The 21,342-nt window shown below is 64.0% G+C and carries 20 protein-coding genes; 13 read left to right on the top strand and 7 right to left on the bottom strand.

Annotated elements, in window-relative coordinates:
• Positions 1-69 precede the first annotated feature (69 nt).
• The 6 genes from AVO45_RS19110 to hpaR form a co-directional block, all read right to left on the bottom strand.
• Positions 70-1,857 (bottom strand): feruloyl-CoA synthase, encoded by a 1,788-nt coding sequence (locus AVO45_RS19110; RefSeq protein WP_068350218.1) that lies wholly within the window; start codon positions 1,855-1,857, stop codon positions 70-72.
• Positions 1,858-1,876: 19 nt separating this feature from the next.
• Complete coding sequence (locus AVO45_RS19115) at positions 1,877-3,376, bottom strand: TRAP transporter large permease (protein WP_068350220.1); 1,500 nt, start codon at positions 3,374-3,376, stop codon at positions 1,877-1,879.
• A complete protein-coding gene (locus AVO45_RS19120; RefSeq protein WP_068350221.1) occupies positions 3,373-3,957 on the bottom strand; it encodes a TRAP transporter small permease in 585 nt (194 codons plus the stop codon). Before AVO45_RS19120 ends, AVO45_RS19115 begins: the two co-directional genes overlap by 4 nt.
• Positions 3,958-4,027: 70 nt before the next feature.
• Positions 4,028-5,086 carry a TRAP transporter substrate-binding protein gene (locus tag AVO45_RS19125; RefSeq protein ID WP_068350223.1) on the bottom strand — a complete coding sequence of 353 codons (1,059 nt, stop codon included), beginning with the start codon at positions 5,084-5,086 and terminating at the stop codon, positions 4,028-4,030.
• 281 nt (positions 5,087-5,367) lie between these two features.
• Entirely contained in the window at positions 5,368-6,066 is a 699-nt protein-coding gene (locus AVO45_RS19130) for a fumarylacetoacetate hydrolase family protein (protein WP_068350225.1), read from the bottom strand.
• Positions 6,067-6,998: 932 nt separating this feature from the next.
• Positions 6,999-7,433, bottom strand: a complete 435-nt coding sequence (gene hpaR / locus AVO45_RS19135) for a homoprotocatechuate degradation operon regulator HpaR (RefSeq protein WP_068350227.1) — start codon at positions 7,431-7,433, stop codon at positions 6,999-7,001.
• 99 nt (positions 7,434-7,532) lie between these two features.
• Between hpaR and AVO45_RS19140 the strand changes: the two genes are divergently transcribed.
• The 13 genes from AVO45_RS19140 (at position 7,533) to AVO45_RS19200 (ending at position 20,161) form a co-directional block, all read left to right on the top strand.
• A complete protein-coding gene (locus AVO45_RS19140) occupies positions 7,533-7,919 on the top strand; it encodes a 5-carboxymethyl-2-hydroxymuconate Delta-isomerase (RefSeq protein WP_068350288.1) in 387 nt (128 codons plus the stop codon).
• Positions 7,920-7,924: 5 nt separating this feature from the next.
• On the top strand, positions 7,925-9,436 hold the full coding sequence (gene hpaE / locus AVO45_RS19145; protein ID WP_068350230.1) for a 5-carboxymethyl-2-hydroxymuconate semialdehyde dehydrogenase: 1,512 nt from the start codon (positions 7,925-7,927) through the stop codon (positions 9,434-9,436).
• 31 nt (positions 9,437-9,467) lie between these two features.
• Entirely contained in the window at positions 9,468-10,322 is an 855-nt protein-coding gene (hpaD, locus tag AVO45_RS19150; protein ID WP_068350232.1) for a 3,4-dihydroxyphenylacetate 2,3-dioxygenase, read from the top strand.
• A gap of 10 nt (positions 10,323-10,332) precedes the next feature.
• Positions 10,333-11,313 (top strand): 3,4-dihydroxyphenylacetate 2,3-dioxygenase, encoded by a 981-nt coding sequence (hpaD, locus tag AVO45_RS19155; protein ID WP_068350233.1) that lies wholly within the window; start codon positions 10,333-10,335, stop codon positions 11,311-11,313.
• 10 nt (positions 11,314-11,323) lie between these two features.
• A complete protein-coding gene (locus AVO45_RS19160; RefSeq protein WP_068350234.1) occupies positions 11,324-12,745 on the top strand; it encodes a pyridoxal phosphate-dependent decarboxylase family protein in 1,422 nt (473 codons plus the stop codon).
• Positions 12,745-13,599, top strand: coding sequence for a fumarylacetoacetate hydrolase family protein (locus AVO45_RS19165; protein WP_068350235.1), 855 nt, complete (start codon positions 12,745-12,747; stop codon positions 13,597-13,599). The genes AVO45_RS19160 and AVO45_RS19165 overlap by 1 nt, the downstream gene beginning before the upstream one ends.
• Positions 13,596-14,396: a 2-oxo-hept-4-ene-1,7-dioate hydratase gene (gene hpaH / locus AVO45_RS19170; protein ID WP_068350236.1), complete on the top strand. Its 801-nt coding sequence runs from the start codon at positions 13,596-13,598 to the stop codon at positions 14,394-14,396. The genes AVO45_RS19165 and hpaH overlap by 4 nt, the downstream gene beginning before the upstream one ends.
• A gap of 11 nt (positions 14,397-14,407) precedes the next feature.
• Positions 14,408-15,181, top strand: coding sequence for an HpcH/HpaI aldolase family protein (locus AVO45_RS19175; RefSeq protein ID WP_068350237.1), 774 nt, complete (start codon positions 14,408-14,410; stop codon positions 15,179-15,181).
• A gap of 116 nt (positions 15,182-15,297) precedes the next feature.
• Complete coding sequence (locus tag AVO45_RS19180; protein WP_082688878.1) at positions 15,298-16,473, top strand: substrate-binding domain-containing protein; 1,176 nt, start codon at positions 15,298-15,300, stop codon at positions 16,471-16,473.
• 73 nt (positions 16,474-16,546) lie between these two features.
• The gene (locus AVO45_RS19185; RefSeq protein ID WP_068350239.1) at positions 16,547-17,311 is read left to right on the top strand and encodes an ABC transporter ATP-binding protein; all 765 of its coding nucleotides are present in this window, start codon (positions 16,547-16,549) and stop codon (positions 17,309-17,311) included.
• Positions 17,304-18,026 carry an ABC transporter ATP-binding protein gene (locus tag AVO45_RS19190; RefSeq protein WP_068350240.1) on the top strand — a complete coding sequence of 241 codons (723 nt, stop codon included), beginning with the start codon at positions 17,304-17,306 and terminating at the stop codon, positions 18,024-18,026. The genes AVO45_RS19185 and AVO45_RS19190 overlap by 8 nt, the downstream gene beginning before the upstream one ends.
• A gap of 51 nt (positions 18,027-18,077) precedes the next feature.
• On the top strand, positions 18,078-19,109 hold the full coding sequence (locus AVO45_RS19195) for a branched-chain amino acid ABC transporter permease (protein ID WP_068350242.1): 1,032 nt from the start codon (positions 18,078-18,080) through the stop codon (positions 19,107-19,109).
• Positions 19,106-20,161 (top strand): branched-chain amino acid ABC transporter permease, encoded by a 1,056-nt coding sequence (locus AVO45_RS19200; RefSeq protein WP_068350244.1) that lies wholly within the window; start codon positions 19,106-19,108, stop codon positions 20,159-20,161. The genes AVO45_RS19195 and AVO45_RS19200 overlap by 4 nt, the downstream gene beginning before the upstream one ends.
• 3 nt (positions 20,162-20,164) lie before the next feature.
• Here AVO45_RS19200 and AVO45_RS19205 read toward each other — a convergent pair whose 3' ends face one another.
• Positions 20,165-21,322 carry a DUF3095 domain-containing protein gene (locus tag AVO45_RS19205; protein ID WP_068350246.1) on the bottom strand — a complete coding sequence of 386 codons (1,158 nt, stop codon included), beginning with the start codon at positions 21,320-21,322 and terminating at the stop codon, positions 20,165-20,167.
• Positions 21,323-21,342: the final 20 nt, after the last annotated feature.

Genomic DNA, 21,342 nt, shown 5'->3' on the forward strand with positions numbered 1-21,342 from the left:
CGGTGCAATAATGCATCCCGCGCACAAATATGCAAGATAATGCAGTTTTCACAATCGGGAATCTGCAGTTTACTGCACAAAAATGACCGCCGGGTCCTTCGGAGAGTAAAGACGTTCCAACTCGGCCGCGCGCAAATCCAGCAGCTTGCGGAAATTCAGGTTGCCCTTGGCCGTGATCTCTCCCTCCGCCATCGAAGGCGGCTCGGACAGGATGAGCGCGCGGGTGATGCGGGCCGACGAGCCCTTGTCTCCGTTCGCCTCTGCCAGGCGCGCCGCGATGTCCTGCGCCTGCTGTCCGGGCAGCAGCGCACCGCCCTCGGGCGCCAACCCTTCGGCCAAGGCGGGCGTCGGCACGATCATCACTCCCAGTTCGGTTCGACCCTCGCCGGTGATGACCACGTCCGCGGCCAGCGGAGCGAGGGCGACCAATAGCTCAAGCCGCAACGCCGCCGCCCGGACCCAGATGCCCGAGGCAAGTTTGAAGTCCTCCGACATCCGCCCGGCAAAGCGCAGGCCCCGGTTCACGTCCTCCGGATCGACCAGCGCCATCGCGTCGCCGCTGCAAAAGAACCCATCCTCGTCAAAGGCCTCGGCGGTCTTTTCCGGGTCGCGATAGTAGCCCGGAAAGATGTTCGGTCCCTTGACCCGGACCTCGTAGCGGTCGCCCTGTTCCGGTACCAGTTTCACGGTGATGCCGGGCAGCGGCACGCCGACGATTCCCGGCAGGTTGGCGGGGAAGTGCTGGAAGATGCAGGCGGGCGCGGTTTCGGTCATGCCCCAGCAGGTGGTGATCAGCGGCGCCTCGTCGCGCACCTCCTGCGCCATGTCGCTGAGGTCCTGCCAGACATCGGGTGCCAGCGAGGCGCCGGCATAGAACAGCATGTCGAGATCGGCAAAGAAGTTCCGCTTCAGGCGCTCGTCGCGTCGCATCTCGTCGCGCAGCCGCGCATAGCCGACCGGCACGTTGTAGGCGATGGTCCCGTTCATGAGCCGGTTGTTTTCAAAGGTCTTGCCGATCAGCGCGGGCAGAGGCTTGCCGCCGTCGATATACAGCGCCCCGCCAAAGGCAAGCATCTGGTTGAAATTGTTCGAGCCGCCAAAGACGTGGTTCCAGGGCAGCCAGTCCACCAGCCGGGGCGGGCGTTCGGACAGGAACGGCAGGGCCTGCTCATACTGAGCCTGGTTGGCGCAAAGCATCGCCTGCGTCGTCACCACGCCCTTGGGGGCCGAGGTGGACCCCGAGGTCATCAGGATCTTGGCCACCGTATCCGGACCCACCCTTGCGTTGGCCGCGTCAATGTCGGCGCCCTCTGCCATCAGGTCCGAGAGCAGCGACATGCCGTTTCCGGCGTTCCGGCCCACCACGATCTGGCGGCCAGCCATCTGTTCCATCGACAGGGCGGCGGCAAAGCCTTCGCCGTCTTCGGCAAAGACCATCGCCGGGTCGATCAGGGTCAGGACGTGGTGCAGCTGTTTCAGGGCGCCGGGGATGAGCGAATATTGCTCGGCCACCGGCACCGTCGGGATGCCCACATACTGCGCCGCCAGAGACAGCAGCCCGTGGGTGATGCTGTTGCCCGACAGGATCAGGATGGGGGTTTCTTTATTCAGCCCGCGCGCCAGCAGACCCGCCGCCAGCGCCCTCACCTGCTCCAGAGCCTCGCCATACCGCAACTCGCGCCAGCCCGGGCCGCTGCGTTCGGCCAGAAACACCGCGTCGGGTCGCTCGTTGGCCCAGTGATGCAGCCAGTCGGTCGTCTTGCGGACCGGCTCGGGCAGCGGATGGGCGGATCGCAGCAGGATGACGCCGTCCCCGGCATCCTCGCGGATCACATCATGCGCGACGTAACCTGCCATATTGTCCTCCGTTGCGGTGTCATCCCGGCAGCAGGAACAGCGTGATCGCCGGGAACGCGACCAGGATGATCACCCGGACGATGTCGGAGCCGACAAAGAAGATCACTGCCTTGTAGGTTTCCATCATCGGCGTCTTGCGATCCATTGCGTTGATGATGAACAGGTTCATCCCCACCGGCGGCGTGATCAGCCCCACCTCGACCACGATCAGCACGAGGATGCCGAACCAGATCGCCACATGCTCGGCCTCGATCCGGTTGGCCATGCCCTGCGTGACGCGGATGCCCAGTTCCTTCATCTGCTCACGGGTCAGTTCCGTGCCGGTGGCGATGGCCTCCTGGATCGAGGCCAGCATTTCCGCCCCCATCCCGTCTGGAATGCCGTTTTTCAGAACCTCCATCGCGGCCTCGGCCTGCATGGCGGGCAGCGAGATCAGGTTGAAATCCATCGCCGAGATCACCGGGAAAAAGATCGGGATCGTCAGCAGGATCATCGACAGGCTGTCCATCAGGCAGCCGAAGACGAGGTAGAAACACAGGATCAGCGCCAGCACGACCCAGGGTGAGAAGCCCTGGCTTACGACGAAGTTCGACAACTCCTGCGGCACCTGGGTGAGGGCGAGAAAGCCGTTGTAGAACCCGGCGCCCAGGATGATGAAAAAGATCATCGCGGTCGAACGGGCGGTGACGATGAAACTGTCGACCAGCGACGCGCGGGTCAGGCCGCCGTTGAAATAGGCGATGACGGCGGTGCCGAACGCGCCCACGGCGGCGCCTTCGGTCGGGGTGAACCAGCCCAGGTAGATGCCGCCGACTACCAGGCCAAAGACCAGCAGCACCGGCCAGACCCGGACCAGCGCGGCGAACCGCTGGGAATAGGGGACCGGCGGGCGGGTGCCGGCGCTGTCGGGGTAGAGACGCACATAAAGCGAAATGGCGATCACATATCCCACGGCGGCCAGAATGCCCGGAATGAAAGCGGCGAGGAACAGCTTGGCGATGTTCTGCTCGGTCAGGATCGCGTAAATCACCAGCACGACCGAAGGCGGGATCAGGATGCCCAGCGTGCCGCCCGCGGCCAGCGTCGCGGTCGAGAAACCCCCAGCATAGCCATATTGCTTGAGCTCCGGCAGGGCGACCCGGCCCATGGTGGCGGCCGTGGCCAGAGACGAGCCGCAGATCGCGCCGAAACCCGCGCAGGCGCCGATGGCGGCCATCGCCACCCCGCCGCGCCGGTGGCCAAGCCAGCCCTCGGCCGCCTTGAACAGCGCGTTGGACATGCCGCCCAGCGTCGCGAAATGCCCCATCAGCAGGAACATCGGCACGATGGTCAGCGAGTAGCTGGAAAAGGTCGTGTAGGTTTCGTTCTTGAGGCGGGCAAAGGCCACCTGCGTGCCGCCGGTCACCCAGACCAGCCCGACAAGACCGACGAGAAACATGGCGAGGCCGATCGGCACCCGCAGAAAGATCAGCACCATCAGCGCCGGAAACGACGCGATTCCGATTTCAAGCGCGGTCAATGGGTTGCCTCCACACCATCCCAGATCAGGATGCGGCCTGTATAGAATTCGACTGTGCGGACACCGGCCATGTAGAGGCCCACGATGGCCGCGGCGAGCGACGCGACAAAGCTGAGCGCATAGGCCCACCAGATCGGAAACTGCAGAAGAAACGTGGTTTCACCGTATTCCTTCTTGCTCATCATGCCGTCGAACAGCTTCCACGCGATCAGCACCAGAACCGCGGCAAAGACGATCTCGGTCACCATGCGCAGGAACCGGTTCACCCGGGCCGAGAAGGTGTTTGCCAGAATATCGACCGAGGCATGGCCGGCCGTGATCTGGCACAGGGGCAGAAAACAGAAGATGGCAAAGGCCACCCCGGCTTCGACCAGTTCGAAGTCGCCGTTGACCGGCCCCACCCCCATGTCGAGCGCCCATTTGGCAAAGCCGGGGGCGACGCTCTGCATGAAGCCTCCGTGGAAGACTCCGTTCAGCAGGCGGCCCAGAATGGACACGCAGGTCAGCAGGATCAGGAGGCTCAGAACGATCCCGCCGACGATGGCCAGTGTTCTGGCCAGCCCCATCATCAGTTTGTGCATCGGTCCTCGGTCTGTTGCAGGCGCCGTTCGGCCGCGGCACGTTCGCGCCGCGGCCATTCATGCGGCCGGATCAGTTGGCGTATTGCGGCGTGTATTTCTCGATCAGCATCTGCGCTTCTTCGATCAGCGCCTTGCCGTCCTTGCCCTTGGACTCCATGTCGGCAATCCACTCGTCATAGATCGGCTGGGCCAGCTTGCGCCATTCCTCGACACCGGCCTCGTCGATCGTGATGATGTTGTTGCCCAGATCCTCGGCAACCTGCCGGGCCGGACCATCCGCATCCGCCTGCGTGCCGCCGGCGAAGACCGAGAACTCCAGCCCCGAATTGTCGTCGATCACCTTTTTCAGGTCATCGGGCAGGCTTTCATACTTTTCCTTGTTCATCGCCAGAACGAAGGTCAGCGTGTAGAGCGCGCGGCCTTCGAACTCGGTGTGGTTGTGGACCAGTTCCGGCACTTTCAGGGCCGTGGTCACTTCCCACGGGATGGTGGTGCCGTCGATCACGCCCTTGGACAGGCCCTCGGGCACGGCAGGCACCGGCATGCCGACCGGGGTCGCGCCCAGCTTGGTCAGCAGCGAGTTGACCGAGCGCGAGCCGCCGCGGATCTTCATGCCCTCCAGGTCTTCGGGCTTCTCCACCGGCTCGGCGGTGTGGATCATGCCCGGCCCATGCACCCAGGTCGCAAGGATGTGGACATCCTTGAACTCGCCATCCTTCATGTGCTTTTCGAACATTTCCCAATAGGCGTGCGACACCGCGCGGGCATTGGTCATCATGAAGGGCAGTTCGAACACTTCGGTGCTGGGGAAGCGCCCGGGCGTATAGCCCACCACCGTCCACACGATGTCGGCCACGCCGTCGATGGCCTGGTCCATCAGTTCCGGCGGCTTGCCGCCCAGCTGCATCGACGGATAGCGTTCGATCTTGATGCGACCTTCCGAGGCCTGTTCGACATTGTCGGCCCAGACATCCAGAACCAGTTTCGGCACGTTGGCCTGTGCCGGCAGGAATTGGTGCAGTTTCAGCGTGACTTCCTGCGCCAGCGCCGTTCCCGCGCTGAAACCCGTGGCCAGGGCCGCAACCGCAGCCCCGCCGATCACGCCCAGAAGCGTTCTCCGATAGGTCATGTCATCCTCCCTTTGACCCCTATTTGTGGCAATATAATGCGAAAATTGATTGATTTTGCAATATACTGCTTATCTCTGTCCGCCTCCCATTTTCCTCCGTCTGGCTCTCCTGTCTTTCGGCCCACCGCGCCTGTTGCGTTCAGAGCGCGCGGTCAGGCCCAGGGGAGGGGCGAACAGGTTCAATGATCTTCCAAGACTGCAACCGAACCCCGCCGCGACGCAAGCACCGTCTTTCCTCCGTGGTCGAATAGTTGTCCTTGCCCGACGGGGGAGCACCATTGCTATTCCGCCTGCGTGAGGGTCAGTTCCACCGGGGCCAGCCCGTCCACACCCCCGGTGATCACGTCACCGGCCACGACCGGCCCAACCCCGGCCGGGGTGCCCGTCAGGATCAGATCGCCGGGGCGCAGGTGGTAGAAGCCCGACAGGTGGCTGATGATCTCATCGACCTTCCAGACCATCTCGGCCAGTGTCGCGTTCTGACGGAGTTCCCCGTTCACCGACAGATGGATGCGCTTTTCCGCGTCCGGGGCCCAGTCACTTGCCTTGGTCAGTGGAGCGAATACGGCTGCGTTCTCGACATCCTTGCCCAGATCCCACGGGCGTTGCTTTTTCCTTTCGCGGATTTGCAGGTCGCGTCGGGTCATGTCCAGGGCGCAGCCATAGGCATAGATCGCGGCCATGGCCTCGTCTCGCCCGGCCCGGAACACCGGGCGCCCGATCGCCACGGCGAGTTCCATCTCGTGATGGTAGTCCTCGGTTCCGGGGGGATAGGGAACGACGGCCCCGGACAGTACCGCGTTCGGAGCCGATTTGGTGAAGTAGAAAGGTGCTTCGCGGTCAACCTCGTGTCCCATCTCGGCAGCATGGGCGGCATAGTTTCTGCCGACGCAGAAAATCCGGCCGATGGGATAGGTGCCGGCTTCGCCAGCGACCGGGACGGCAGGGATCTCGGGAAGGTTGAACAGGTATTCGGTCATGGCGGGTGCTCCTTGTTCGTGTCCTGCTCGCCCGGTGCGGACGCGCTTCAGTCTGCGATGTGGTCGTCGCGAACCGGTGGTGCGAGTCATATCCGGAATATCCCCGGCTTTGACCCATCTTGTGTCAGTCAAAGGGTGTTTTGTGGGTTGCTTGAACGCGGCCACAAGATATGGGCGGGCGGGCAAGCACAAGATCGTGAGTTGAAATATAATGGCCGTGTTGGGGTTGGATCACGGGTGCTCTGTGGTAAAGTTATCCACAGGGACCTTCCCGCCATGTGTGCCGGGAACGCGGTGATCCCCGAGGCCTGAGTTGAGGACCTCACATTTTTTCTTCCGAACCTGCAGAAGCGGGGTCTTTAGGCGCGCCAAAGGCTAACGAAACGGAAGGTATTGTATACAGACAACCGATTGGGCATCACAAACCGAACGCTTCGGGGCGCATAAAGCAGAGAGCCGACCCCCTCAGGTGTCTCTGCGCCGTGCAAGAGTTGAATTTCCAACTTGGTGCGCGTCCCGAGGCTTGCGCCGGAACGTCGCACAGGTTCCTGACGAAGCCGGTCGCAGGCCAGGTGAACGATCTACTCCAGGCCTGGCCACCCCGTCGGAGCGTACCCCCTCCGCTCCGACGGGGCCTCGATTCTTTCTCTTGATCGACGTCAGAAATCCGCATCGGACAGGTGCGCAAGACTGCCCTGTTCCAGTATCAAGCCTCGCACACGCTCTGCGTCTTCCGACAGGCTGCGGGATTGCGGCCAGACCAGGCAAAGCTCGTTGAAGGCGCAGGAATTACACCACGTGCGCGGACACTAACCGCTTTCGTCGAATGCGCGTGCCATGGTCGCAATAAGGCGTTCGTCCCCCTCGGTCAGGCTCGCACTGCGGCTCAAGCGGAACGATCGCCTTGCCCTCCCCGACCGGATCGATCCCGATCAGCTGTCCATTTCGTTCAGTTCATTCAGCAGATCCAACAGCATCTCGTAGCGTTCCGGGCCGAGATGGGCGCGGATGCGCTCAGCCGCCCGGATGCTTGCCGACAAATTGTCGTGAATGATCTTTTCGCCCGCCTTGGTGATACGCACCACCTGCTTGCGCCGGTCCTCGGGGTCCGGTCGCCGGGCGATCAAGCCCTTTTCCTCGAGCTTCTGCAGAATGCGCGTGAGGCTGGGCAGCAGCAGGCAGGCGCGATCGGCGATCCGGGTTGGATCCTGCGGCCCCTCCTCCTGCAATACGCGCAGGACACGCCATTGCTGCTCGGTGATGTCGACGTCGGCAAGCATCAACCGAATGGGTCCCATGACCTTTTCACGGGCACGCAACAGGGCGATCGGAAGCGAGCGGGAGGTCAGTGGCAAATCTCTGGTCATGAGGAATCCTTGCCGAATTCGAAGAGTGCTGCAACCGGGGATTGAGACCGGTTGACAGAATCGAATAAATACTTCACATGTTAACAAAAGGAGATGACCATGCCACACATCATCGTGGATTATTCCGGCAACATCGAGGACCGGGTGGACATGGCCGGGCTGTGCGAGGCGTTGCGCAAAGCGGCAGCTGATACCGGGGTGTTTCCTCTGGCGGGCATCCGTGTCCGGGCGTTTCGTGCCGATTGCACCGCGATTGCCGACGGCAACCCGGCGCATGGCTATGTCGACATCTCAGTCCGCCTGCGCGACGGGCGGGATCTGGCGACCCGCAAGGCGGCGACCGCGCTTATCTTCTCGGCCGCCGAGGGCTTTCTCGCCCCGGCGATGCGCAGCCACTCCATCGCGCTGTCGATGGAGATGCGCGACATCGACCCCGAACTTTCGCCGAAAACCGGCACCATCCGTAACCATCTGACAAAGGGCTGACCGCGATGACGGACCTCGAGACCAATATCGGCAAACTGAACGCGCATCTCGAACGGTTTCGCGCCGAAGGCATCCGGAACCTGATCGGCGGCGCGTCGGTTCCGGCCGCGTCGGGCGCAACCTTCGAGACGCATTCTCCGGTGGACGAAAGCCTGATCTGCAAGGTTGCCCGCAGCAGCGCCGAGGATGTGAACACCGCCGCCGAGGCCGCGAAGGTCGCGTTCCCCGCGTGGCGCGACATGCCCGCGGCCGAACGCAAGAAGATCCTGCACCGCATTGCGGACCTGATCGTCGAACGCGCCGAAGAGATTGCGCTCTGCGAGTGCTGGGATACGGGCCAGGCGCTGCGTTTCATGTCCAAGGCCGCTTTGCGCGGGGCCGAGAATTTCCGGTTCTTCGCAGACCGGGCGCCTTCGGCGCGGGATGGACAGAACCTGCCGTCTCCGACGCTGATGAACGTGACTACCCGCGTGCCGATCGGCCCTGTCGGGGTCATCACGCCGTGGAACACGCCCTTCATGCTGAGCACCTGGAAAATCGCGCCTGCACTGGCAGCGGGCTGCACCGTGGTCCACAAGCCTGCCGAGTTTTCGCCCCTGACCGCCCGGATCCTGGCCGTGATCGCGCATGAGGCCGGGCTGCCGGACGGCGTGTGGAACCTGGTCAACGGCTTTGGCGAAGACGCGGGCAAACGGCTGACGGAACACCCGGACATCAAGGCCATCGCCTTTGTCGGCGAAAGCCGGACGGGCTCGATGATCATGAAACAGGGCGCCGACACGCTCAAGCGCGTGCATTTCGAACTGGGCGGCAAGAACCCGGTCGTGGTCTTTGACGACGCCGATCTGGACCGGGCGCTGGATGCGGTGATCTTCATGATCTATTCGCTAAACGGCGAGCGTTGCACCTCGTCCTCGCGCCTGCTGATCCAGGACACGGTGGCGGATGCGTTTCTGAAGAAGCTGACGGAACGGGTGAACAACATCCGCGTCGGCCATCCGCTGGACCCGGCCACCGAGATCGGCCCGCTGATCCACAAGGAACATTTCGACAAGGTGACCTCTTACTTCGAAGCCGCCCGGGCGGATGGCGCGACCATCGCCGCCGGGGGGCAGCGGGTGGGCGACAAGGGCTGGTTCGTGCGGCCGACCCTGTTCACTGGTGCCACGAACGACATGACCATCGCGCGCGAGGAAATCTTTGGCCCGGTCCTGACGGCGATCCGCTTCAGGGACGAAAAACAGGCTCTAACATTGGCCAATGACACCCAATACGGCCTGACGGGCTATGTTTGGACCAACGACCTGACCCGGGCCTTGCGCTTCACCGACGCGCTCGAGGCGGGCATGATCTGGGTCAACAGCGAAAACGTCCGCCACCTGCCCACCCCATTCGGCGGGGTCAAGGCCAGCGGCATCGGGCGCGACGGCGGAGACTGGTCGTTCGAGTTCTACATGGAACAGAAACACATCGGGTTCGCGACCGGTCAGCACCACATCCCGCGCCTCGGCGCCTGAGCCCGCGCAACCCGTCTTGGAGGAGGAGAGAATGGGCGAAATCGTTCTTGCAGCCAAATGCACCCATGTTCCGACCATGCTGATGTCCGAGCAGCCCGGCCGGCTGGAAGGCACCCGCAAACCGGCGATCGACGGGCACCGGGAAATCGCCCGGCGCGCCAAGGCGCTGGGCGCGGACACGATCGTGATCTGCGACACGCATTGGGTGGTCAACGCAGGCTTTCACATCAACGCCAACCACCGCTTCAAGGGCCTGTTCACTTCGAACGAGTTTCCCCAGTTCATCCAGGACCTTCCCTATGACTATCAGGGCAACGCGGCGCTGGGCGATGCGATTGCCGAAAAGGCGACGGAGATGGGCGTCCATACCCTGTCGCACCAGATCGACTCGCTCGAACTGGAATATGGCACGCTGGTGCCGATGCGCTTCATGAGCCGCGAGGGGGAGTTCAAGGTCGTCTCCATCGCCGCCTGGTGCACCGTCCACGACCACGAGGAAAGCCGCGTGGTGGGCGAGGCGATCCGCGCCGCGGTCGAGGCCAGTGACAGCAAGGTGCTGCTGGTCGCCTCGGGCTCGCTCAGCCACAAGATCTGGGCCAACCGGGACTATGCCGCCAACAACGGCACCTTCACCATCAGTTCCGAGTTCAACCGCCAGATGGATCTGCGCGTTCTCGAGTTGTGGCAGAAGGGAGACCATGCCACCTTCCTGAAGATGCTCAAGGAATATGCCGATTTCTGCTGTGGTGAGGGCTCGATGCACGATACCGCCATGCTCTACGGGGCGCTGGGCTGGGACGGGTACACCGCGCCCTGCGAAGTCGCCACCGAGTATTTCCCCAGTTCCGGCACCGGTCAGACCAACGTGATCTTCCCGGTTCAGTAAGGAGGCCCCCATGCCCGTTCCCGCCCCCAACCTCTATCCGCCCTTCAACATCGTGCGGCTCAGCCATGTCGAATACCGCGTGACCGATCTTGCGGCCTCGCGCGCCTTTTACGTCGATACGCTGGGCCTTCAGGTGACCCACGAGGATGACAGCCGCATCTACCTGCGTGCGATGGAAGAACGCGGCCATCACTGCATCGTGCTGGAGCAGGCGGATACGGCCGATGTCGGGGTTCTGGGGTTCAAGCTGTATGACGAGCCGGATCTCGACAAGGCGGCGGCGTTCTTCAGCGCGCGGGGCCTGCCGGTCGAGTGGGTCGAGCGCCCGCATATGGGCCGCACCCTGCGCACGCGCGACCCGTGGGGCATCCCGCTGGAATTCTACGTCAGGATGGAGCGGTTGGAACCGATTCACCAGAAATACAGACTCTATCACGGGGTAAAACCGCTGCGGATCGACCATTTCAACATGTTCGCGGCGGATGTGGACGGGGCGGTCGCCTTTTACAACGAGATCGGGTTCCGTGTCACCGAATACACCGAGGATGACGACAGCGGGAAACTCTGGGCCGCCTGGATGCACCGCAAGGGCGGCGTGCACGACGTGGCCTTTACCAACGGGCTCGGCCCGCGCCTGCACCACACCGCCTTCTGGGTGCCGAACCCGCTCAACATCATCGACCTGCTCGATCTGATGTCGACCACCGGCTATGTCGGCAATATCGAGCGCGGGCCGGGGCGGCATGGCATTTCCAACGCGTTTTTCCTGTATGTGCGCGACCCGGACGGGCACCGGATCGAGATCTACTGCTCGGATTACCAGACCGTTGATCCCGATCTGGAACCGATCAAGTGGTCGCTGACCGATCCGCAGCGCCAGACGTTGTGGGGGGCGCCAGCGCCGCGCAGCTGGTTCGAAGAGGGCTCGGTTTTCGCAGGAATAGAGCCTGCTCCAAGCGCATTGAAAGCACAACCGATCGTCGCGCCGTGAAGGGGATGAGATGAAGTGGACTGAATTTGCCGACTGGGGCACGAAAATCGCCGAATGGACCCAGGACTATCACCTGACGGTCGGGGACAGGCCGGTTCGGGCGCGTACCGAGCCGGGCGAGGTGCTGAACGCGCTGCCCGAGATGCCCCCGGAAACACCCGAAGCGATGGAGGACATTTTCCGCGACTTCGAAGAGATCGTGATGCCGGGGATCACCCATTGGCAGCACCCGCGTTTCTTTGCCTATTTCAACTCGAACGCCTCGGCTCCGTCGGTTCTGGCCGAGTTCCTGGCCGCGGCCATCGCGCCGCAATGCATGTTGTGGCAGACCTCTCCGGCGGCGACCGAGATGGAAACCCGCATGATGGACTGGCTGCGGCAGGCGCTGGGCCTGCCCGCAGGGTTTGCCGGTGTCATTCAGGATTCGGCCTCGTCGGCGACGCTGGCCGCCGTGCTGACCATGCGGGAAAAGGCCCTGAACTGGCAGGGCAACAGCCACGGCCTGTTCGGGCAGAAACCGCTGCGTGTCTATTGTTCGTCCGAGGTGCATACCTCGGTCGATCGCGCGATCTGGGTGGCGGGGATCGGGCAGGCCAACCTGATGCGCATCCCGATCAAGGGCGACTGGCGCGGGATGGACCCCGAGGCGCTGGAAACGGCGATTCAGGCCGATTTAGAGTCTGGTTTTCAGCCCGCGGGCGTCATTCTGTGCGTCGGCGGCACCGGCACCGGGGCGACCGATCCGGTCGATCGCTGTCTGGATATTGCCGAGAAATACGGCCTCTACAGCCATGTGGACGCGGCCTGGGCGGGTTCGGCGATGATCTGCCCGGAATACCGCGACTACTGGCCGGGGATCGAGCGGGCCGACAGCATCGTCTTCAACCCGCACAAGTGGCTGGGGGTGCAGTTCGATTGCTCGGCGCATTTCCTGAAAAATCCCGACGATCTGGTGCAGACGCTGGCGATCAGCCCGGAATATCTCAAGACCCACGGCAAGGACGGGATCATCAACTACTCGGAATGGTCGGTGCCTCTGGGCCGGCGGTTCCGTGCGCTCAAGCTGTGGTTCCTGATCCGCACCTATGGGCTGGAGGGGCTGCGCCAGCGCCTGCGCAACCACATCAACTGGTCGCGTGCGCTGCATAACAGGCTGGCGGCCGAGCCGGATTTCCAGATCGTCACGCCGCCCATGTGGTCGCTGTGGACCTTCCGTTTTGTACCGGCCGAAAACCCCGGTTCGTCCGATTTGGACGATCTGAATCTGCGGCTGGTGAACGCGATCAACGACGATGGCCGCATCTACCTGACCCAGACACGGGTGGACGGAGACCTGGTGATCCGCTTCCAGGCCGGGCAGTTCGAAACCACCGAAGAGGACGTGATGATGGCCTTCGACGTCATCACCGAAATTGCGCGGGGGCTGGTCTGATGCGCTTTGCGACCTACAGAACGGACGGGGGCACATACTATGGCGTGGCGACGGATGAGGGCATGATCGCCCTGTCGCCGGACTTCCCCCAGTGGCCCACGCTGCGCGAAGTGATCGCGGCCGATGCGCTGCATGATCTGGCGCTGGCGGCGCGGGGGCGGAGTGTCACCCACCCCAATGGCAGCTTCCGCTACGAGATCCCGATCCCGTTGCCCGAGAAAATCATCTGCGTCGGCGTGAACTTTCCCGACCGGAACGCCGAATACAAGGATGGGCAGGAGGCGCCGCCGAACATGTCGCTGTTCATCCGCTTTCCGCGGTCCTTCACCGGGGCCGGGCAACCGCTGATCCGCCCGCCGGAAACGCCGCAGCTGGACTACGAGGCCGAGATCGCGGTGGTCATCGGAAAAGGCGGCCGCCGCATTCCGCAGGCCCGCGCCTATGACCACATCGCGGCGATCACCCTGTGCAACGAGGGAACGCTGCGCGACTGGGTGCGGCACGCCAAGTTCAACGTCACGCAGGGCAAGAACTGGGACCGGTCCGGGGCAATTGGCCCTTGGTTAGTGCCTTTTTCCGCCCCCGCGCAACTGGACGACATCCGCCTGACGACCAAGGTGAACGGCGAGTTGCGGCAGGACGATCGCACCAGCCGGATGCTGTTCCCGATCCGGCGGCAGATCGAATACATCTCGACCTTCACCACGCTGGTGCCCGGAGACATCATCGTCACCGGAACCCCCACCGGCGCGGGGGCGCGGTTCGATCCTCCGCGCTTTCTGAAACCCGGTGACGTGGTCGAGATCGAGGCCGAGGGCATCGGCAAGCTCGTCAACACGGTGGAGGACGAATGACCCCCGACCAGCATATCGAGGCCGCGGGCATGCTGCTGCAGGCCGAAACGACCGGCAGGCAATGCGGTCTGCCGAGCCTGCGCTATCCCGGCATGACGCTGGATGATGCCTATGCCGTTCAGAAACAGCTGGTCGCCCGCAAGATCGCATCCGGCCGCCGCCGCGTCGGGTGGAAGATCGGCCTGACCAGCCGTGCGATGCAAGACGCGCTGGGCATCGACACGCCCGACAGCGGGGTTCTGCTGGATGACATGGCGTTTCCGTCGGGCGGCACGGTTCCGGCGGGGCGGTTCATCCAGCCGCGCGTCGAGGCCGAGATCGCCTTTGTCATGCGTGCGCCGCTGGCCGGAAAGGACTGCGCGCGCGAGGACGTGGTGGCGGCAACCGAATATGTCTGCCCGTCGCTGGAAATCCTCGACACGCGTGTCCTGCGGGCCGACCCGGAAACCGGACAGGCCCGGATCATCACCGATACAATCAGCGACAACGCCGCCAATGCCGGCTTCGTCCTGGGCCCCGAGCGCCATGTGCCCGAGGCGCAGGATCTGCGCTGGGTGGGCGCCATCGTGACCCGTAACGGGGTGGTCGAGGAGACGGGGCTTGGCGCGGGCGTTCTGAACGATCCGGTCACCTCGGTTCTGTGGCTGGCCCGCCGCATGGCCGAGTATGGACTTGCGATCGAGGCCGGGGATATCGTCCTGTCGGGATCGTTCATCCGGCCCATCGAGGCCCCGCCGGGCTCGGAGTTCCACGCGGATTTCGGGCCGTTCGGCTCGGTCAACATCAATTTCGCCTGAAAGGTTTCCCCATGCCCGCCCCGAAAAACACGTTCAAACAGGCTCTAAACAACGGAGATCGGCTGATCGGCTGCTGGATGAGCTTTGCCGAACCCGCGGTGGCCGAGATCATGGGCACCGCCGGGTTCGACTGGCTGGTCATCGACGGAGAGCACGCGCCCAACGACATCCGCTCGATCCGGGATCAGTTGATGGCGCTCGCGGCCAGCCCCTCGCATCCGGTGGTGCGGGTGCCCATCGGCGAGACATGGATCATCAAGATGGTCCTGGATGCGGGCGCCCAGACGGTTCTGGTGCCGATCGTGGAAAGCGCCGAGCAGGCCCGCGAACTGGTGCGCGCCTGCCGCTATCCGCCAGAGGGGACGCGGGGCGTGGGGGCTGCCGCGTCACGCGCGACCCGGTTCGGCTCGGTCGGGGAGTATGTCCAGACCGCGGATCAGGAAATCTGCCTGCTGGTTCAGGTGGAGAACCGCGCAGGGATCGCGGCGCTGGACGAGATCCTGCAGGTCGAGGGCATCGATGGCGTGTTCATCGGGCCGGCGGATCTGTCCACGGACATGGGGTTTCAGGGCAACAGCGGCGCGCCCGAGGTACGGGCGGTGATCGCCGACGCGCTGGCCCGGATCCGCGCGGCCGGGAAGGCGCCGGGCATTCTGGGCACGACCGACGAGGCGACGCAGGCCTATCTGGAGATGGGGGCGCAGTTCCTGGCCGTGGGCATCGACGTTCTGGTCCTGGCGCAGAACGCGCGCGCCCTGTCCGCGAAATGGAAGGCGAAGCCCTGAGCAGGTCTCGCATACGTATTTCCGCATAATTGACCGGCATGTGCCGTCCCCGCTAGCTTTTTGACATTCACAAATTGCAGCGCCGAAACCGTGGCGCACCATCGGGGAGGAACAACGTGAAACGCATTCTGTGCGCAGGGATGGTGTCTGCGCTGGCACTGGCATCCGCCGCCGCCGCCGACATCAAGATCGCCCATGTCTATGGCAAGACCGGCCCGTTCGAGGCCTATGCGAAACAGTCCCATGACGGGCTGATGCTGGGGCTGGAATACGCCACCGGCGGCACCATGGAGATCGACGGCGAACAGATCGTCGTCATCGAGAAGGACACGCAGCTCAAGCCCGAGAACGGCAAGGCCCTGCTGGAAGAGGCCTATGGCGACGACGAGGTGGACCTGGCCGTCGGGCCGGTCAGCTCGGGCGTGGCGCTGGCGATGCTGCCGGTGGCCGAGGAATACGAAAAGCTGCTGATCGTGGAACCTGCGGTGGCCGATTCGATCACCGGCGAGAACTGGAACCGCTACATCTTCCGCACCTCGCGCAACTCGTCGCAAGACGCGGTGGCCAACGCCATCGCGCTGGCGGGCGAGAACGTGCATATCGCGACGCTGGCGCAGGACTATGCCTTTGGCCGGGATGGCATCGCCGCCTTCAGGGAGGCGCTGGAAGGCGCAGGGTCCGGCATCGTGCACGAGGAATACGTGCCGACCGACACGACCGATTTCACCGCGGCAGCGGAACGCATCTTCAACGCGATGAAGGATCTGGACGGCGAAAAGCGCCTGTTCATCATCTGGGCCGGTGGCGGCAACCCGATGGGCAAGATCAACGCCATGGATCCGGGCCGGTTCGGCATCGAGATCGCCACCGGCGGCAACATCCTTGCAGCGATGAAGGGCTACAAGGATTTCCCCGGCATGGAGGGGGCGACCTACTACTACTATGAAATCCCGAAAAACCCGGTGAATGACTGGCTGGTCAAGGAGCACCAGGAGCGTTTCGGCACGCCGCCGGATTTCTTCACCGCGGGCGGCATGGCGGCAGGCATCGCGGTCGTCGAGGCGATCAAGAAGGCCGGCGGCACCGATACCGAGGCCCTGATCGAGGCCATGGAAGGCATGGAGTGGGAGACGCCGAAGGGCAAGATGGTCTTCCGCCCCGAGGATCACCAGGCGCTGCAGTCCATGTATCACTTCAAGATCAAGGTGGATGACAATGTCGAATGGGCCATCCCCGAGCTTGTCCGCGAACTGACGATCGACGATCTGCCGATCCCGATCCGCAACAAATAACCCCGTGTGGACTTGTCCGGTCCGGCAGCCGCGTGCTCCGGGCCGGTCCTTTGTGAAAAGAAGACCCTGATCCATGACACCTCCTATCCTGGCTACCGAGGACCTGACCGTCCGTTTCGGCGGGCATGTTGCCGTGGATTCGGTGACCTGCGCCTTTCAGGCCGGTGAGCTGACCGCCATCGTAGGGCCGAACGGGGCGGGCAAGACGACCTATTTCAACCTGATCTCGGGGCAGATCCCGGCAACCTCGGGCCGGGTGCTGCTGCGCGGTCGGGACATTGCGGGCCAGTCGGTCTCGCACAGAACCCGCGAGGGGATCGGGCGGGCGTTCCAGTTGACGAACCTGTTTCCGAACCTCTCGGTGCTTGAGAACGTCCGGCTGGTCGCGCAGGCCAAGGCCGGGCAGGGATTCAACCTGTTCTCCATGGCCAGCCGTCAAACCGAACTGACCGAGGCGGCCGAGGCCGTTCTGGACCGGGTCCGCCTGCTGGACAGCCGCGACCAGGTGGTGTCCGAGCTGTCGCATGGCGATCAACGCAAGCTCGAGGTGGCGCTGCTGATCGCGCTGGACCCGGCGGTCTACATGTTCGACGAGCCCACCGCGGGCATGAGCGTGGACGAGGCGCCCGTCGTGCTGGACCTGATCGCCGAACTCAAGGATCAGAAAGACCGCACGATCCTGCTGGTCGAGCACAAGATGGACGTGATCCGCACGTTGGCCGACCGCATCATCGTTCTGCACAACGGCGCGCTTGCCGCCGATGGCGCCCCGGCCGAGGTGATGGCCTCGGCGGTGGTGCAGGAGGCCTACATGGGACAGGAGTTGGAAGATGTCTGACCCCATTCTCAAGCTCGAGGGCGTCTATACCAACATCGCCCAGTATCACATCCTGCAGGGCGTCGATCTGGAGGTGCCGCGCGGCGCGGTGACGATGCTGCTGGGGCGCAACGGGGTCGGCAAGACCACCACCCTGCGCACGATCATCGGGCACTGGCGCGCGCACGAGGGGCGCATCCTGCTGGATGGCGAGGACATCACCCGGTTGCCCACCCCCGCGATCGCGCGGGCCGGCGTCGGCTTCGTGCCCGAGGACATGGGCATTTTCGCCGATCTGACCGTCGAAGAGAACATGAGGCTGGCCGCGGTGTCGGGGCCGATCGACCCGGCGCGGCTGGACTGGGTGTTCTCGGCCTTTCCACCGCTCAAGACCTTCTGGAAATCCGAGGCGGGGAACCTGTCGGGCGGGCAGAAGCAGATGCTGTCGATCGCGCGGGCGATGATCGAGGAGCGCCGCCTGTACCTGATCGACGAGCCGACCAAGGGGCTTGCGCCGGCGATCATCTCGACCATGGCGCGGGCGCTGCGCGACCTGAAGGATCAGGGCGCGTCGATCCTGCTGGTCGAGCAGAATTTCTCGGTCGCCAGGGCGCTGGGCGACGGCGCCAACGTCATGGATGACGGCCGGATGGTCTGGTCGGGCGAGATGAAACAGCTGGCCACCGACGCCGAGCTGCAGGAACGGCTGATGGGCCTGAGCATGGAGGCGCATTGATCCGATGTTCAGCAGGTATTCACCCATAGCGAAAAGACAGGGAGGCCGCGCATGAGTGCAGCACCCGAACACGCGCCCACCATGGCGCAACTGCCGCTGATGCAGAGGCTGGCGCCCTGGATGCCGGTTCTGCTGATCCCGGTTCTGATCGTCCTGGGCTTCCTCGCGATCCCGAGTTCGACCTCGTGGCTGACGCTGACGGTGTCGGGGCTGGCGATGGGGATGATGATCTTCATCATGGCCTCGGGGCTGACGCTGGTCTTTGGCCTGATGGACGTGATCAATTTCGGCCACGGGGCCTTTGTGAGCGTCGGGGCCTTCGTCGGGGTCTCGGTGCTGCTGCTTTTGGGGCAGATGACCTCGGCGCCGTCGCTGGCGCTGAACCTTGCCGCGCTGATGGTGGCGGTGTTTGGCGCGATGGCCGCGACCGGGGTGATGGGCTGGGCCTTTGAAAAGGTGATCGTCGAGCCGGTCTATGGCCATCACCTGAAACAGATCCTCGTCACCATGGGCGGCCTGATCGTTGTGGAACAGCTGATCATCGTGCTGTGGGGGCCCGAGGAGATCTATATCGCCCGCCCCGAGGCGCTGAAAGGCGCGGTGACCTTTGCCGGGGCGGCGATCGAGAAATACCGGCTGGTTGCCGTGGGCATCGGGCTGGTGGTGTTCCTGGCGATGCGCTGGGTTCTGCGCCACACCAAGATCGGTCTGATCGTGCGGGCCGGTGTCGAGAACGGCGAGATGGTGCAGGCGCTGGGCTATCGGCTGCGGCTGGTCTTTGTCGGCGTGTTCATCGCCGGCTCGGCGCTGGCCGGTCTGGGCGGCGTGATGTGGGGCCTCTATCAGGAGGTCATCACCGCCCATATGGGCAACCAGGCGATGATCCTGATCTTCATCGTGGTGATCATCGGCGGGCTGGGCAGCGTCGAGGGCTGTTTCATCGGCGCCCTGCTGGTCGGCCTGATGCAGAACTACGTGGCCTTTCTTGAGCCCAAGGCGGCGCTGATTTCCAACATCGGCCTGATGGTAGCGATCCTGATGTGGCGCCCGATGGGCATGATCCCGGTGGTGAAGGCGAAATGATCAAGACACTTCTTTCCGGCGACATGCCGCGCTCGGTTCCCCTGACAGTGATCCTCGGGCTGATCCTCGTCTGTCTCGCGCTGGCCCCGTTCCTGTTTCCGGGCGTGCGCACGGTCGATACGGCGGCGCGCATCTGCATCTTCGTCGTGCTGGTGGCCAGCTATGACCTGCTCTTGGGCTATGGCGGCATCGTCAGCTTTGCCCACACGATGTTCTTTGGCCTCGGCGCCTATGGCGTGGCGCTGGCCTCGACCCATATGGGGCGCGGGTTCGACGCGCTGCTGGTGGGCTCGGTGTCGGGCGCGCTGACCGCCGCCGCGCTTGCGCTGGTGATCGGGCTGTTCTCGTTGCGGGTCAGGGCGATCTTTTTCGCCATGATCACGCTGGCGGTCGCCTCGGCCGTGGCGGTGCTGGTCAGCCAGTTGTCGGGGTTGACGGGCGGCGAGGACGGGCTGACCTTCAAGACGCCGCGCGCGCTGGGCCCGGCCTTCAAGTTCGGGGGAGAGCTGTTCGGGGTGAAACTGAACGGCAAGCTGCTGTCCTATTACCTGATCTTTTTCGGCAGCCTGATCCTGTTCCTGCTGCTCTTGCGGGTGGTGAACTCGCCCTTTGGGCGGGTGCTGCAGGCGATCCGGGAAAACGATTTCCGGGCCGAGGCGATCGGCTATCGCGTGGTGCATTACCGCGTCGCGGCGACCTGCCTGTCGGCCTCGGTGGCGGCGCTGGCCGGGAGCCTTTACGCGATCTGGCTGCGCTATGTCGGACCCGACACGGCCCTGTCGATGGAGATCATGATCGACATCCTGCTGATGGTGGTGATCGGAGGCATGGGCACCATGTATGGCGCGGTCATCGGGGCAACCGTGTTCGTCATCGCGCAGAACTATCTTCAGAACCTGATGGGCGTGGCCTCGGGCGTGGTCGAAGGGCTGCCGGTGCTGCCCGAACTGCTCAGCGCCGATCGCTGGCTGTTGTGGCTGGGGGTGTTGTTCATCCTGTCGGTCTATTTCTTCCCCACCGGCGTCGTCGGGCGGCTCAGGGCACAGAAATAGCGCTCAGGCGTGGGCGGGCTGCTGTTTCATCGCGGCGGCGGCCCGCGCGTATCCTCCGGACGCGCCGTCCACGAAGTGAACGTGGTCGTCCTGCATGGCCGAGGGCACGAAGCAGGTCATCATCGCCTCTTGCTGGACGTGCATCCCGAACCGGGCCTGTCCCTTTTCCCGGGCGTCTTCCAGCACTTGCCGGATCTGCGCCAACGTGGATTGATCGCAGTCCAGCGTCATTTTCAAACCATCGTCGAACTTGCGGAAATCGGCGTTGCTGCTGACCATGTGCCGGTAGTGGTCGGGGTCGAATGAGCCGAGTCGCATATGGGTCTTGAACAGAGACCAGATGAACAGGTTCTGGGCCAGCAGGAGCAGTTTCTTCAGCGCCAGGCTGCCGCCCTTGCGGGACACATGCGCGTCGATATCCAGGCCGGGCGGTGGCCAATTGATCGGCGGACCGCCCGGTGGAACGGGATGGCCGCCGCGCTCCAGCCCCTCGGATATGGCGACGAGGCGCTGCGCAAGCGCGGCGAATTCCTGCTCGGTCGTGTGTTCGGTGGGCTGAACCACCAGCGACACGATCTGCCCGCGCTGCGCCCGGCTGTTGGACCAGCGGCAGGAGAGCCCTTCGAGGTCGGGTTGCGTGCCGGGCGCGGCAAGGGGCAAGGTGTAGTCTCCGGCTTTCATTCGGGCCTCGGCCCAGGCCAGTCCGCCGCCCGAGAACATCGCGTAGTCGACGCCGTCCGACGGCGCGAAACGCGCGACGCGCAGGTCGCGCCCCGCCGCGCGGATGTCGGCGACCGGGATGACGGCGGCGCGCAGCGAGATATCGAACTCTTCCTGAGCCCAGCGCCGCAATGTCGCCAGACAGGCGCGGCCCAAAGAGGCGCTTGCCTGGGGTATCGCGAAGGCCGCGCCGTCGCCGCCGAAGACGAAAGGAAACTGTTGCCCTTCCAGCGCGTTGATCATGGCCGCGATCACCGCGGCGCCGACCATGTTGACGGTCTTGTAGCGGCCTCGCTCGATCTCGCCGGTCGAATCGACGATGTCCGCGACGCCGACGACCCAATCCTGCGGAACCGGCTGGAACTGCGCAGGGTCCGCCAGCCGCGCAAAATCGCGCAACGGCGTCAGGTCTTCATAGAATGAATCGTGCCGGTCGCGCATTGCCCCTCGCAGATTTCGAA

Source organism: Ruegeria marisrubri (genome assembly GCF_001507595.1).
In the GTDB taxonomy this organism is placed as follows: Bacteria; Pseudomonadota; Alphaproteobacteria; order Rhodobacterales; family Rhodobacteraceae; genus Ruegeria; species Ruegeria marisrubri.